The organism is Ruminococcoides intestinihominis, assembly GCF_040096285.1.
In the GTDB taxonomy this organism is placed as follows: Bacteria; Bacillota; Clostridia; order Oscillospirales; family Acutalibacteraceae; genus Ruminococcoides; species Ruminococcoides intestinihominis.
In genome coordinates this window covers 1-14,392 of record NZ_JBBMEY010000022.1, presented here as the reverse complement: position 1 = coordinate 14,392, position 14,392 = coordinate 1, and the positions used below count along the sequence as shown (strand labels likewise).

At 32.4% G+C, this 14,392-nt stretch carries 12 protein-coding genes and 1 pseudogene; 1 reads left to right on the top strand and 12 read right to left on the bottom strand.

The window, feature by feature from the left end; all coding sequences use genetic code 11:
• Nucleotides 1–69 precede the first annotated feature (69 nt).
• The 6 genes from WMO18_RS06865 to WMO18_RS06840 all read right to left on the bottom strand — a co-directional run bounded on the left by WMO18_RS06865 (nt 70) and on the right by WMO18_RS06840 (nt 6,654).
• On the bottom strand, nt 70–2,175 hold the full coding sequence (locus WMO18_RS06865) for a hypothetical protein (RefSeq protein ID WP_367286485.1): 2,106 nt from the start codon (nt 2,173–2,175) through the stop codon (nt 70–72).
• Between the two features lie 69 nt (nt 2,176–2,244).
• Nucleotides 2,245–3,690 carry a DUF3502 domain-containing protein gene (locus tag WMO18_RS06860; protein WP_367286484.1) on the bottom strand — a complete coding sequence of 482 codons (1,446 nt, stop codon included), beginning with the start codon at nt 3,688–3,690 and terminating at the stop codon, nt 2,245–2,247.
• A gap of 88 nt (nt 3,691–3,778) precedes the next feature.
• Nucleotides 3,779–4,906, bottom strand: coding sequence for a hypothetical protein (locus tag WMO18_RS06855; RefSeq protein ID WP_367286483.1), 1,128 nt, complete (start codon nt 4,904–4,906; stop codon nt 3,779–3,781).
• 236 nt (nt 4,907–5,142) lie between these two features.
• The gene (locus tag WMO18_RS06850) at nt 5,143–5,286 is read right to left on the bottom strand and encodes a cyclic lactone autoinducer peptide (RefSeq protein ID WP_294668885.1); all 144 of its coding nucleotides are present in this window, start codon (nt 5,284–5,286) and stop codon (nt 5,143–5,145) included.
• Nucleotides 5,267–5,863, bottom strand: a complete 597-nt coding sequence (locus WMO18_RS06845) for an accessory gene regulator ArgB-like protein (RefSeq protein ID WP_367286482.1) — start codon at nt 5,861–5,863, stop codon at nt 5,267–5,269. Before WMO18_RS06845 ends, WMO18_RS06850 begins: the two co-directional genes overlap by 20 nt.
• A 62-nt stretch (nt 5,864–5,925) precedes the next feature.
• Nucleotides 5,926–6,654, bottom strand: coding sequence for a sensor histidine kinase (locus WMO18_RS06840; protein ID WP_367286481.1), 729 nt, complete (start codon nt 6,652–6,654; stop codon nt 5,926–5,928).
• Between the two features lie 31 nt (nt 6,655–6,685).
• On the opposite strand from WMO18_RS06840, the gene WMO18_RS06835 reads away from it, so the two are divergent.
• Nucleotides 6,686–6,943 carry a hypothetical protein gene (locus WMO18_RS06835; protein WP_367286480.1) on the top strand — a complete coding sequence of 86 codons (258 nt, stop codon included), beginning with the start codon at nt 6,686–6,688 and terminating at the stop codon, nt 6,941–6,943.
• Between the two features lie 309 nt (nt 6,944–7,252).
• On the opposite strand, the gene WMO18_RS06830 is transcribed toward WMO18_RS06835, so the two are convergent.
• The 6 genes and pseudogenes from WMO18_RS06830 to WMO18_RS06805 all read right to left on the bottom strand — a co-directional run bounded on the left by WMO18_RS06830 (nt 7,253) and on the right by WMO18_RS06805 (nt 14,177).
• Nucleotides 7,253–7,969 carry a LytR/AlgR family response regulator transcription factor gene (locus WMO18_RS06830; RefSeq protein WP_294668880.1) on the bottom strand — a complete coding sequence of 239 codons (717 nt, stop codon included), beginning with the start codon at nt 7,967–7,969 and terminating at the stop codon, nt 7,253–7,255.
• Between the two features lie 162 nt (nt 7,970–8,131).
• A complete protein-coding gene (locus tag WMO18_RS06825; RefSeq protein WP_248004742.1) occupies nt 8,132–8,797 on the bottom strand; it encodes an ATP-binding cassette domain-containing protein in 666 nt (221 codons plus the stop codon).
• 289 nt (nt 8,798–9,086) lie between these two features.
• Nucleotides 9,087–9,440 (bottom strand): annotated as a pseudogene (locus WMO18_RS06820) (PucR family transcriptional regulator ligand-binding domain-containing protein).
• A gap of 58 nt (nt 9,441–9,498) precedes the next feature.
• Nucleotides 9,499–10,206, bottom strand: coding sequence for a sulfite exporter TauE/SafE family protein (locus WMO18_RS06815; RefSeq protein WP_367286479.1), 708 nt, complete (start codon nt 10,204–10,206; stop codon nt 9,499–9,501).
• An 86-nt stretch (nt 10,207–10,292) separates the two neighbouring features.
• Nucleotides 10,293–11,195: a hypothetical protein gene (locus WMO18_RS06810; RefSeq protein ID WP_211148324.1), complete on the bottom strand. Its 903-nt coding sequence runs from the start codon at nt 11,193–11,195 to the stop codon at nt 10,293–10,295.
• A 438-nt stretch (nt 11,196–11,633) separates the two neighbouring features.
• Nucleotides 11,634–14,177, bottom strand: a complete 2,544-nt coding sequence (locus WMO18_RS06805; RefSeq protein WP_211148325.1) for a GLUG motif-containing protein — start codon at nt 14,175–14,177, stop codon at nt 11,634–11,636.
• Nucleotides 14,178–14,392 lie beyond the last annotated feature (215 nt).

Genomic DNA, 14,392 nt, shown 5'->3' with positions numbered 1-14,392 from the left:
TTATTCCTCCGTAAATATCTTGTGACTTATCAAATTACAAGTGATTAAAATTAAGATTATTACCACTTACTAGAAATTGAAATTTTGCAAATGATAAAAAGAAAAGTTATTAAGAATATTAATATCGTTTATAGGCAAAAGCAAAGGAACAACAAAAACTAGCGTTGTAATTATAATTGAGATAATAGTATTTTTAGTAAATAGAGAAATTCCTGATATTATCACTGTTATTACGAGTGAAACCAATAGTCTGATTGCAAATGTAATAATTATCACATTTAAAATTGATAAACCATCTGAAATATTAGATAGTTCTTCAATACTACAAGCAGCTGCACCTAATTCATTTATGCCATAGCTAGTTATAATCCTTATAAAATACGGAACATAAATTAATAAGTTTAACAAAGCAGTAACAATACAAGAACAAACTATCTTTTTAAAAACAAGTGATTTAAAGCCAAGCTTTGTTGATGAAAGCAAATGAATTGACTTACGCTCATATTCAACAGTAAAAATAGGAATAATACATATTACCATCAATACATATAAAGCCAAACAATATGTATTACTTAAATTGCCTTCTAACCCTAGCAAAGCACAATAACCATTGTAATTAACAACACTTACAGATTTATCAGCCTTAGATTGATTAATTAAATAATCATAATATGGTATAACATACTTTTTGAAGTTTGAATAATCCTCATCTATTGTAGAATAGGTAGAGAATAAATCCTCATATTTTTCTTTGGTAATCAAACCATTATCGTAGTCAGACATACATTTATCCATTAACTTTTTGTTATCTTCATACTTTTTAATTTGATTCTCAATTTTACTTTTTGTGTTACTATTAAAGTCACCGGCATAATATGAGAAATAATATTTTTGGTATTTTTCGTCATTGCTTAATACTATAGGTGATGAAATAGTAATGTATAACTGAGTAAGAAGAACCACAAGGATTATTATACCAACCTTATTGCTTAGAAAAGTCTTGTATAATTCATGTACAATTACATTGGTACTACCACGAGATATTTTAAGTTTTGATAGAAAACTGTTATTGCTTTTATTATATGCAGTAATCTTTTTGCGACTGTAAATTAATATATTTAATGCAACAAGTCCTAAAAGCAACACAAGTAGCACTATCCAAAAACAAGTCACATAATTAATTGGTTCTCCAAAAATATTGATATTTCTATAATGTGAAATAACATTTTTGGTATCAACAAAGCTAATCAAATTAATATACTTAAAGCACATTAAAGAAGTATTATCACCAATAAATAAATTTAGACAATATGAAACTATTAAAATACATAGAAAAGCTATGTAGCTTATAGTTTTGCTTTTTCCAACCATAGAAAGAACATTAACGATTGTGTAAATAAGATACATAACTAGAACTTTAGTGATAAAGTGTAACATTAGATACTGCAATACATTAATTCTTAATGTGCAATTAGAAAAACTATCTACCGATTGAATAGGTCTGAAAAGGTCTCCAAATCTATATGTGTAACCGGCTATTATGTAATTAACACCATAAAACATTAGACATATTACAGCAGTAGTAATAAAACCTACTACCATTTTGGATATAGCTGATTTGTTTCTGCCATATCTACAGGTTCTTTGAAGGCTATTTATATTAATATTTCTTTCAGAACCAATTAATGCATCACAAACAATACATAAAAGCAAAATAACAATCAAATCCGTTAGCATAAAATCTGTAGCCATATTCACGCCTTCAGAATTGCTATAAGCTGTTTCAATATTAGAAAGTGGTTTATAATCCTCAGCAGTTTTTACGGCATTTTTATAAGAAAAAGAACTGCTATCTTCAAATATAGAAACACCTGTGATGTTATCGGACTTTTCAATTATTTTGTTTATGTATGCTTTATAGTCTGATACAATCTTTAACTGATTTTCAGCATTATCAAGTAATGTCCTTTCTGAATAGCTGTCATCAGCATAATGGGTCACATCATCTTTCTCTAAAGCTTTTAGCTTGTTGTGAACAAATTTAATTTTGTCATTATTGTTATTATATTTTGCAATATCATTATTTAAGCTAATTTTTGCATTAGCAGAGATAAAGCCAATATCGTTACCTTTAATTTGCTTATTGTAAATGAAAAATCCATTTAAAAGTAGCAATACAACAAATAGTATTAGAAATATTTTTTTTGAAAATATTTTGTATAATTCAGATTTAATCATAACTTTTTACTTGTTTGTCTTTTGCCAAATTGCAATTTGCTTATTGGCTTCATCAACAATTTTCTGCACTCCTGCTTTTTCCAAATCTTCATTGAACTTTTTGCTTAATTCAGCATAGTCACCTTTGCCTACAAACAAATTACTTTTATATTTAGTTATTACTTTATTTGTAGCAATAATTTCAGATTTTACTTTGTTGTAGTCAAAAATAAAACTATAAATTGGTGATAATACAGTATCTTTTGAATTATCAGTATAAGGATAATCCGCATTTGTTGGCAATATTTTAGAGTTACTGAAAATACAATTAGGATTATAGTAATTATCATCTTCACTGTTAGACAACTTCACTGTACCATCATCATTTTTAGTATAGTTTACTCCTTCAATTCCATAATTTAAAAGAGTAGCTAATTCTTTATTAGTATTAAGTAAAGATATTAAATCATAAGCATAATTAGCGTTTTTGCTCCAATTAGCAATACCTAATCCACTTATATTACCACAAGAATATAATTTGTCATTGATTGGTATAGTAATAGTTCCATCAATAGAATTTGTAGTAACCTTATCACTTGAAGTATAAGCAGGAACAATTGATAGCTTACATTTATCAAAACTACCCATACTATAGGTTGACTTAATTGACTTTGTTATATATTCATCTTGATAAATATTTATAGCCTTAGCAGAATCACTATCAAACTTTACTCCTACACAAGGTGTTATTAAGTCATAATATAATTCTGCACAATATGGAGGCTCTGATAACTCTAGCCCAGCAGACATTGTATTCGCTTGAGGATCAATAAATATTTTTTTGCTTGAAAGTTTACTATTATTAAGAATTTCCCATCGTTCAGACTCTAAGTCTTTTTCAGTTAGTCCACTGGATTTTAACTGAGATGTTTTCACATTCCAGCCTCTGCCTGTACCATTTAAAATATCAGGAACTGCATATATTTTGCCATTACGCTTAGCAGCAGTAAAAGATTTATCATCAATAATATTCTTAATAGAAGTATCCTTATTTATATAATCATCCAAAGGTGTTAAAAAATTGTTTAAATAAAAATAATCATAATCGTTATAATAATCACTATCATCGCCAGTATCAAATCTTATAATATCAACCTGCTCATTTTTGCTCTTCATATCTAGAACGCCATTGTGATATTTTTTATTGTATGATGTAGCTTCTTCTTCTCCTTTTTTGAGAGAAGGTGAATTATCAATTAGCTTAATATCAAGATAATACTTCTTACCTAATTCAGAAAGTTTAAGGTTAAACTGGTTCAACACCTTCTGGTACTCACCGTCAAACAAATGAGTATTAGTGACTAATACTAGCTTTGTCATATTCTTTGATGGCACAAATTTTGTAGCCTTCTTGCTAGTATTATTGCTAGTAGTGTTTTTATCACTTGTAGAACAAGCAGAAAGTGAAAACATAGTAGCAATAACTAAAATAAATGATAATAATGTTGTAAAAATCTTTTCATAAATATGCTCCTTAAATATGTTTTGCCGAAATAATATTTTATTCTACCTTGTAGTAGTTAGATTTGCCATTGTAAAAATCATCTTTTGTCATATAAAAATATTCACCCTCATTGACAGTGCCATTTTTACATTTTATATTATCCTTTGTGCTAAGGAATAAAAATCCATCCTTATTAGCTTCTCCATCAAAGCCTGCTAATAAATCTTCATTCTTTATTGGCAAAGAAGTGATTTTATTGTTTTTCTCTAGCTTAAGTTTATAGTCTTTGCAATTATGCACAATGTTTCCTCGTTTATCTTTATAGGTAACAACATACTCTGTCTTTTTCGGTTTAGGATTTTTTAAGGACATAGAATAAAGCTCATTAGCCGGGTCATCATTCTTATAGAAATAAATCGTATCATCAAAATATTTAAAAAAATAAAAATTAATCAATTTATCCTTATAAATGCCAGAGATTGAATTATCCTTTAAATTCATTTTTTTCAAAATTAAATCAGTTTTGTATTCGTTAGTAATATTACCGTCCTTAGTATTACTGCTATAATCAACGAAATATAAATAGTTATCCAATATAGAAATAAATCCATACTGACTATTATCTTTTTCTGATATTATTTTTTCTGTATTATCCTCTAGGTTAATACAACTTAAGATCGCCTTCTTCTTTTCATTTCCTGTTTTACTATCTAAAACTTTTGCATAGTATTCCACATATAGTTTATTGTTAATTGCAAAACAGTTAAAAGGCAATGCGGAACTGTCTGATGATGAATTGTACTTTTTACAATAAGTCATCAGTTTAGAATAATTTGAGCCATCCAAATTTCTCACTGATAATTTGAAATCCATATCAAAAATGTAAATTTTATCGTTGTAAACACCGAATATTTCTTCATTAGTATATGCGTAACTTTCCTTCTCATCTGTATGGTCACAGTCAGGTTTGTTACAAAGGAATGCACTTTTATGACTATTATAATCATAAAATTTCAAGAAACCATTTTCATTATTGCAAAATACACCTTTATCAGTTATAACTCGTGTTTTATCGAATTCTCCTATTTTGTTTGTTGTTTCTTTAGATGTATCATCTCCACAGCCCGTAAGAACTAATGAACAAGAAATCACACATACAAGAAAAAAGCTAACTAATTTTTTCAATATAACCCACCTCTAAAAATTATTAAAATTTTAATTTGTAATATTAGACTATAAAACTAACCACTGTTGAAATTATATCACTTTTTGTCATATTCTGTTAAGTACTTTATTATATTTACATTAATTATATAAAATAGAAAAGTCACAACTAATTGTTGTGACTTTCCAAAGGTGTGTAAGTTATAACAAATAAAAATCCAGTAATTTTTATAAGTAGTATTTAATTGTACTTATTATTACTTGTTTCTATTTGAAATATATTTCTTTAGTGATTCAGGTTCTTTTGGTTGACCTGAGAAATTGTATGATGCAGTATTGCAAGAAACCTTTACTGCGTGTAAAGACATTTTCTTAAGTACTTTAATAATCTTTTCTTTCATTTTTTTCATCTCCTTTTTTCAAACTTTCGATAATAATCAGCACATCCACACATATTATTGTAGGATATACAATGATTAATATGTTGTTTTGATAAATAGTTAACAAGATGATTGGCAATATAGCGTTTATACATAGAGAAATGATTGAAAGTATCTTTTGCTTTTTATAATTTAATATTGATTTTCCTTTGCTTTTTACCGGACTCATTAATAGGAATAATATAAAGGATAAAAGCAAAGTTATAATAGCGATTAATATAATTGTTCTATTAGGGAAAGCTAGCATAATATCAGCAGAAAATAGAACTAACAAATAATATGCAACTGTTACTATAAAACACTTTAAATAAGAGTTTGCGTGATAACCACCACTAAATACTCTTATGCTTGAGAAAAAAATAATAAAAATTACTGTTTCTACAAATTTTCCCGTTAAAAGTCCAATTAACAATAGACTAATTGTTTCAATTACAGATGATACTAACAGTTCAAAACCATAAATATATATATCATGTGGGATTTCATCACTATCATTACAAACAGAAAGTGCTATTCTTTCGGAAAGTCTATGTAACATATACACATCACCTACGAAAAGAGTAGCACATTTTCACACACTATGTATTAACTTGGTAAAAATCAGAGGCTTTCTGGTAAACTTCTATTATCCAAAATCACAGTAATTATAAATTCTTTATTTCTTTCTTTTATAATTACATCTCCATTATATTTATGAGCAATGCTATTAATTATTGTGATTCCTTTACCATGATTATCTTTATCTTTCTTATCGGTTTTTAGTGAAGGATTATTAAATAATACTGAATCAAGTATATTGTTTCTACATTTTATGACGGAATAAGAACCTTCATACCCTGTAGAAAAATTAATTTCATTGTTTTTTACTTTGTTCTTAGATAAATATGAAATTGCATTATCAAGAATATTACCGATTAATGAAATAATATCAGAACTGTTTTTAAACATTTTTAAGTCATTAGTAATGCTTAGTTTAACGGGTATTCCATAGCTTTTAGCTTTTTCAATTTCAACATTTAGTACTGCGTTTAATAAATAATTTTCAGTATTTACTATTGTTCCTATAGATGTGTACTTATTAGTTAAGCTATGGCAGATATTATGTGCTTCATCATAATTTTCTTCTTCAATTAATGCATCAATACAGGAAATATTATTCTTCATATCATGTTTTAACAATTTAATAGTTTCAATTTGGCTATTAGAACTGATTATATTTTGTTTATATAAATTAGCTTTTTGTTCTGATAATAATAGTTTAGTTTTAATTTCATTATCCTTATTTATTCTGGCTATCATAAACCAAACTATTCCTGCAATTACAATCATACTGACACAAATAATTGAAAGTAAGATAATTATGTTAGATTGGAAATTTGTAAGTATCATTACATACATAGTTATGTACAAAATCATCATAGCTAATAGTGGTATAGCCACAAATGCAATCACATTAGAAACTTTCTTCAAGCTATATGCTTTAGCTTTAGTTCGCCACATTATAAATAGAACTACCATTGTGCTTAGATTAGCAAGAATAACAAATAAATATCTAAACAAGCTTGACTTTGTAATTAATTCTTCAAAAGTTACACCGGAAATTATGGACGATGAATAAACAAAACCATATGATATGATAGTATTTATTAACGATACTATAAATGGAAGTATTAGCTTAATTGCCAATTCACCTTTAAGGCAAGTAATACAATATATTTCATATAATATAATTCCTATAAACATATCAAGCATAACAATGTTAGGGTGATTGTATGTAAAATATGTTAGAACTGCAAAATTAAGTGCAATAAATATTGATAAAAGAATTATATTATTTCTTGTTGAAAACTTACCACCTAAGAATAACAGAAAGAATCCCACAAAATAAATAGACTGTAATAAATTAACGGTTATTTCAAAAACATAATTAAACATCCCTATCACCTATCCAGTTAAAAAATTCAGTTTTCACTGCTTCTTTGTATTTCTTGTTAAGAGGAACACTAACATTGTTTTTTAATAAAATACTGTCACTGGCTATGTATTGAATATAATTATTATTAACAACATAACCAATGTGTGGTCTAACAAACCCGTAATCACAAATCTTTTTGAATTCTTTATTAATATTACTTCTTACTTTATAATCACCGTTTTCAGTATGGAAAATCACATAATTATTAATTTTATCCAGGAAAATAATATCATCAACATTAACAGCTACATCTTTTCTACCTGCATGTAAAAAGATAGTATTGTCATCTATTCTTAAAGAATCATTAATATGTTTTATACATTCAGCTACATCAGTTTCCATACTGCTTTTTCTGATAAAAGTATAAGGATAACTTTTTAGTGCTTCAAAAACAAGTTCATCATGACTTGTAACAAATACAAATAAAGGTACTTGAGAATTACCTTTTAATTTATTTATTTTTTCAGCAGTTTCAATACCATTACAGAAAGGCATTTCAATATCAAGAAAAATTAAATGAAACTGTGAATAGTTAGATAAAATATCCATACCGTTTGAATATTTCTGTAATGTATATTCCATTTTTGACTGATTACAAGTCTTAGCTATAATATTGGACAACTTATTTACAAATACCATATCGTCATCCACAACTGCAATTTTTAGCATTAATTCACCCCTACTTTAATATAACAGATTATACGATTTATTTCAAGAAAGTTAAGAAATTATACTTTTAAGAAATTATTAACTAGCAAAAAACCACAACCATATGATGCTGTGGTTTTTAGGAAGGTGTTTATTATAAAAATCTAGTTATAAGTAATTTTATTACAATCCCTGTTCAAAGACATAAAGGTATAGGTCTTCAAGGGTTGGTTTTACAATTTTAGAATAGTGATTTTCAGGAGGGTTATCTGTCACTAATCTAACAACAATCTTTCCACCATTATGATATAGGTTAGAAACTCTGTAATTATCTTGATAATACTTTAGTTCTTCCCTATCAATTTCAACTTCAACCACCTTGTTTTCAATTTCACTTACAAGGTTTGGACAAGTATCATGTGACACAAGTTTACCTTGCTTTAGTAGGATAATTTCCTTGGCAATAAATTCAATGTCAGATACCACATGAGTTGAAATCAAAACGATTTTATCTTCAGCTATTTCACTAATAAAGTTACGGATTCTAATTCTTTCCTTTGGGTCAAGACCGGCAGTAGGTTCATCAAGAATCAGAATCTTTGGGTCATTAAGTAACGCTTGAGCAATCAATGCTCTTTGTTTCATACCACCGGAAAAACCACCTAGCTTTTTGTGTGCTGAATCGGTTAAATTAACAGTATCAAGAAGTGAAGTGATTTTGTCTTTTGCTTCTTTTTTCTTAAGGCCTTTAAGTGCTGACATATACCACAAGAATCTATTGAGAGTAAAGTCATCATAAAGACCTTGTTGTTGAGGTATATAACCAAGTACATGATTTATTGAATACATTTTTAGATATTTCATCACACTCAATATCACTATAATTACAAAATACTAAAGATATATATTTATCCTGAACGGAAGTAAGAATATTTTTATAATTCCACCTTATATATCCACTTAATTGAGAAACAATGGACTCCCTACGGTTGTCTTCAATTTCTATGTTTTCCGTTTTGACATATATAATAGATACTACATATGAATTGTTAGGTAAATACCCTTTTTTCATTAATATAGGAACATATAAATCTTCTTGTATTGGACACAAAAAAGCATTACTTAAGGCAGCACTAATCTAAATTCTGTTTTGCTGTTGTTTGGTTATTTCAAAGCATATAATTCTCATAATCTCAGCCATATGTACAGACCATGGAACTTCAAACACAGGAAAATCATTTTCATTTGCAAAGTCAATAATATCCTGGTCGATAGATTTAACATATGGTCCAATATTAATAACTATACCACTCGCACCTTTATGGTACACATCTTTTACAAGTTCAAATAGTGATTAGTCTTCATTTAAGCCAATGCCTGTTGTGAAAACTAGTTCTTGTCCCTGTAGAAAAACTGAAATAATATCACTATCGACCATATGAGTCCAAGTGACTTCTCTATCAAGTCCATTCTCACCAGCAACTAATTTCATATCTAAATGTTCTACTAGCTTTGTTATCATTCTTATTGTAATAGCCACAATATCTCCTTTATACTATCAATGAAATACCTGATATAATTAGCAAGATGTATGTCAAATTGAGAAATACCTTCTGTGAAACTCTCTTTAAAAGTTTTTTACCAATCCACGTAGCAACGATTAGTGGAATTATACTTAGTAAAATTAATTTTATGTTATCATAATTAAAAGCGTGAGCTTGTATTTGAGATACTAGAAGAATTGAATTAAGTACAATCCATACCGGAGCAACCGTAGCACGAAATTCCTCTTTATCTTTTAGTACCTGTGTTGCATATACCACAAGCAATGCTCCACCAGACACAAACATACCATGAATTATGCCAGCTATAATTAGAATTGCAATTAGAAATGCTTGTGGTAGTTTATGTTCCTTATGAAATAACAGATTTTTTCCAGCAATAACAATAATGATTATTCCATAGATAATAAGCAATGAATTTGATGAAATAACTTTGCATAATAATATTCCAACTGCCATACCTATGAGCATAAAAACACAAATTTTCAGCAGTTCTTTTTTATTAATCCTCTTATAACTGGAAATAGCAATTAACAATCCAGATAATAATGCCATCACAGTAGGTACAACCTTGGCATTATCAACACCAAGCAAAAACATAGATGCAGGCATAGCAAGAACAGTACCGGCAAATCCAGTAATTGCTTGTATAACATTAGCAATAAACAACACAATAAGAAAAATAATATCTTTCATAACTTCTCCTTAATTTGTATTGTCTATATATCAAAATAAGTACAAAACTATTATATCACGAAAATTATAAAAATCTATAGTAATTATTAGAATAAGTCCAGCATATTATCAAGGTAGATTTTTTCTCTAACATGGATATGATATTCTGGTTTTGTCATATAGTACAAGAGAAATTCGAGAATCAATGCACTTCCCAAAGAACGGCCTTCTATTTTAAAATTAGAAAAACCCATTGGCATATAAACATCCTTGATATTATCAACACCTATAAATGCTGGATTAGTCATTGTTTTTGAAAAGCTATAGCCATTTTGTGAATCAGGTGCTACACAGATATGGTCAGGACAATCATAACCTAGTATTTGCTTACTTACAGTTTCATAGCAATTCTTTCTATCATAGCAACCATAGAAACAACATTCATTACACAGAAATTCTAATTTATTCTTTTGCGGTTGAGTTAATGTTTCTAGTTTATCAAAGCTTTTATTTAGGCGAAAATCTGGAACAACATATTTGAAATCTTTAAGATTTATCTCATCTACTAATTGATTAAATTCTGTTAGTACCTTGGTAGTTGAAGATACTAGGTAAAGATTTGGATAATAGCTTTTTATATAATCAACCAACAAGTCAGAATGAACAATTACACCATTGGTCACCTTATTGTTGTCATTAAATAACTTGCACAATTCATTACATTTCTTGTCAGTTAAATGCTCTTGTTTTATTAGTGAATTGCTAAAAGTTAACCTTGCAGAAATACCGTATTTATTCATTAACTTTAAAACATCTTGTTGATTATGTTCACCTAAACTGATTCTACCTCCACTCCAAATGCAACCTTTTGGTGCACCATAAATTGAGCCTATCTCACACCAATCATAGAAATATTCCCTATGTTCACGATATAGTGGCAAAAACACCTTGTAAAACTCATAAAATTCAAATAACCCTGGAAGATGATAATATGCAATTCCAGACTTCATAATACATCTGCTCCCCTTATAATTTATAAACTTATTTTAGCATAATGTATTTACTTTGTCGAATATCTAAAAGCAAAAATCCACAGTAACAAAAGTATTACTGTGGATATGAAAATTATTTGATTATAGATTATTTTACAAAACCATTCTTATTTAGATATGAGATAATTTCATTAGTTTCACTTGCATTTACATACAGACCATCATGTACAGTTGCATTTTTGCAGATTGCTTAACAAATTTCATTGAATTTTCAAAATGCTCATTATCCATAGCAGTTGATTGTGTAAATGTGTAAACTTCTTTTCCAGACAAATCGTAATTTTCAAGGAAAGTACCAATATTTTAACACACACATTTTGACATACTGTGTTGCAGGAAAAGTGGGAAAAAGCGGCTGCCGTTTCCGACAGCCACCCTTGGGTTAAATATTTGATTTTACTTTACGCTATGCTTTTTCTTTCTGCCATAAACGGTTGTTGCGGTTACTGCACCGCCGCTGATAAACAGCAGTGCGATCCATAAGGCAAGATTGCTGTTGTCGCCGGTCTGAGGCGAAGTAGTTGCATTGTTACCCGGTTTATTGTTGCTACCGTTGTTATCACTTGGCAGCTTCGCCGTTACGATTTGAGCCTCGGTGATTTCCTGTGTTGCTTTGGCGTCCTTGTAATACTTCTTGCAACCGGAGCAATACCAATACTCGATGTTGCCTTCTTCTGCAGCGGTGGCAGCCTTTGCGTCAATGTGTTTCAGGTCGGTGTGGTTGTTCGGGTCAAGGCTGCCGTAGCTTTCTTTGCAAATCTCACAGACCGCCTTAGCTATGCAGGTTGCTTTGCCACCGGTGTGATTGCTGATTTTTTCACCGCAGTAGTCGCAGAGGTGATTGTTATCTGCGTCTTTGTGGTCGGAAATGGTCTTGCCGCAAATATCGCAGATATGGTTTTTATCTGTATCTTCATGCAGACACACATATCCGCACTCGCTGCACACGCCGTCTGCCCATTCGTGATTTTCATTCGGTACACTTACGGTATTGCAGCAGTTCCATTTTTTCTCGTGGGTAGTGGTTGTCTGTGTCCACTGTTCCGTGCCGGTATGATTGACGGGGTTGGTTTCGCCGTAAGACTGGCCGCAATGGGTGCAAACGGCTTTTTCGGTGCAGGTTGCCGTACCGCCGGAGTGCTCCGCATAGCCATCCTTTCCCGCGTTATCCGTCACATCGCAGTTTTCATTGGCACATTCATGCCAGTGATGCGTTGCATCGGACGTCCAATCGGACTTCCAGCTATGGCCCGTAGCTGGAATCGGCTCTATTTTTGTTGCGTCGCACTTGGTGCAGCTATATGTCTTTTTGCCCGCTTTTGTGCAGGTAGGCGCTGTTGTTATCGTACCGTTGTTCCAAGTATGAGGGCTTACGTCATCCTTTATATCGCAACGGGAACACTGCTTCCAGTGCTCGTTATCATCATGTGTCCAACTGGTAGTAAAATCATGTCCCAGAACATCGCCATATTCCGCACCGCAAACTGCGCATTTTGCTTTTTCGGTGCAGGTCGCTTTGCCGCCGGAGTGTTCCGCCTTATGAAACACCGCGCCGCAGGTGCAGACCTGCCAGTGTTCCGTTTCGTTGGATTTCCAGTCGTTGCTCTGATGGTCATGGGCGTCGCCCTGTCCATTGAACACGGGCAGGGTCTTGCCCACTGCATTCAAATACTTGCATTCGTCTGCCCACGGGTCAGCATTGTTGTCGCGTTCGCCAGCCTTGAGCAGCGCCAGCACCGTGTCGTTGGCGAAGTTTGCGGCGGTTTTGGACTCTGTTTTTGTAATGTTGCCATTACTATTGTTTTGGCCAACTGCGTTCAGGTTCGTACCGGCAAGATAGTAGCAGTTTTCTACAGTGCCATTATTACGGCCAACGATTTCGCCAACAGCATCACTATTATAGAGTGTTTTAATCGTTCCAACATTGTAGCAATTGGAGATCGTGCTCATGTTAAGCCCCGTAACACCGCCAGTTTCATGAATTCTGCCGGTAATTGTGCCAACATTATAGCAGTCGATGATTCTCGCATTGTCAATATTACTGCCAGCAATACCGCCAATATAATTGCGACTGCTGCCAGTAACGCTGCAATTGTTGCTGCAATTTTCAATCGTTGCAGCATCCAAAGCGCCGCCCACAATGCCACCGACGTGACAGTCTAGACTCGTAGAATAATAATTATGGGATACGTTACCTGCCACTGTCAGGTTTTTAATCGTGCCGCCTTTTACAGCACCGAACAGACTGGCATACCTGAAGTTGCCCGTAACGTTCAGGCCGGAAATGGTGTGGCCGCCGCCGTCAAATGTGCCCTCGTAGTAAATCTGATTTCCTTCGGTATAGTTTCCGATTGGCGTCCACGGTTCGTTATTCAAATCAATGGCTGATGTCAGCACGGCGCAGATTTTGGTTTCTTCTTCGGTTTTTGCATCGTTCACCTTATCCCGGAACAGCTTCAACTGGTCGGCGGTGCTGATTTGATAGGGGTCTGTCTCCGTGCCGCTGCCGGTCATCGGGGTGTTAAATGTGCCGCCAGTGATGGTACCGCTGCCGGAGACTGTGTTGTTAAAGACGCCGCCGGTGATGGTTCCGTTGTTGATGACCTCGCCGTTGAATGTGCCGCTTTCGATGATGCTGCCAGGGGTAACAGTCACTTTGCCATTGAACACAGTCCCGCCGGAGCCTGTAATGGTACTGGGACCGTCTTCTGTATCTCCCAGCACGACGTCGCCGTCAACCGAGCCGCTGTTGGCGTGAAGAATCCCATAGCCAGGTACCTGAGAGCCGGTGATGTATAGTCCGCTTCCGTTTGCCGCAGTACAGCCGACAATGCGCGCACTGTCCGCCAAGGTGATCTTCTTCACACAAGCGGCGCTTACGCCGCCGCCGTAGGCTTCGCCGGAGTTGGCGGAATTTGTTGCCGTGCAATTTTGAATCACGGCGCTGCCCGACAGGGTGAACTTCGTATTGTTTGCGAGATGGACGCCCCCGCCCTTGCCCCTGCCCCTGGAAGAATTGGAGATTGGGACTTTGTCAATAATTTGATATAAAAAAAGTAAAAAAGAGGGGGATATTTACATTGCTAATCGGTGTGAAGTGACTTCTCAAAATCACAAGGTGAAAGATAATTAATAGATGAATGAATTCTTTTAGT

Excerpts from the sequence above, each read along its gene's own strand:
- WMO18_RS06845 (WP_367286482.1), bottom strand. The coding sequence starts at position 5,863 with ATGTTACATAGACTTTCCGAAAGAATAGCACTTTCTGTTTGTAATGAT.
- WMO18_RS06815 (WP_367286479.1), bottom strand. The coding sequence starts at position 10,206 with ATGAAAGATATTATTTTTCTTATTGTGTTGTTTATTGCTAATGTTATA.
- WMO18_RS06850 (WP_294668885.1), bottom strand. The coding sequence starts at position 5,286 with ATGAAAGAAAAGATTATTAAAGTACTTAAGAAAATGTCTTTACACGCA.
- WMO18_RS06825 (WP_248004742.1), bottom strand. The coding sequence starts at position 8,797 with ATGTATTCAATAAATCATGTACTTGGTTATATACCTCAACAACAAGGT.
- WMO18_RS06835 (WP_367286480.1), top strand. The coding sequence starts at position 6,686 with ATGTTAGATTGGAAATTTGTAAGTATCATTACATACATAGTTATGTAC.
- WMO18_RS06810 (WP_211148324.1), bottom strand. The coding sequence starts at position 11,195 with ATGAAGTCTGGAATTGCATATTATCATCTTCCAGGGTTATTTGAATTT.
- WMO18_RS06860 (WP_367286484.1), bottom strand. The coding sequence starts at position 3,690 with ATGTTTTCACTTTCTGCTTGTTCTACAAGTGATAAAAACACTACTAGC.
- WMO18_RS06830 (WP_294668880.1), bottom strand. The coding sequence starts at position 7,969 with ATGCTAAAAATTGCAGTTGTGGATGACGATATGGTATTTGTAAATAAG.
- WMO18_RS06840 (WP_367286481.1), bottom strand. The coding sequence starts at position 6,654 with ATGATTGTAATTGCAGGAATAGTTTGGTTTATGATAGCCAGAATAAAT.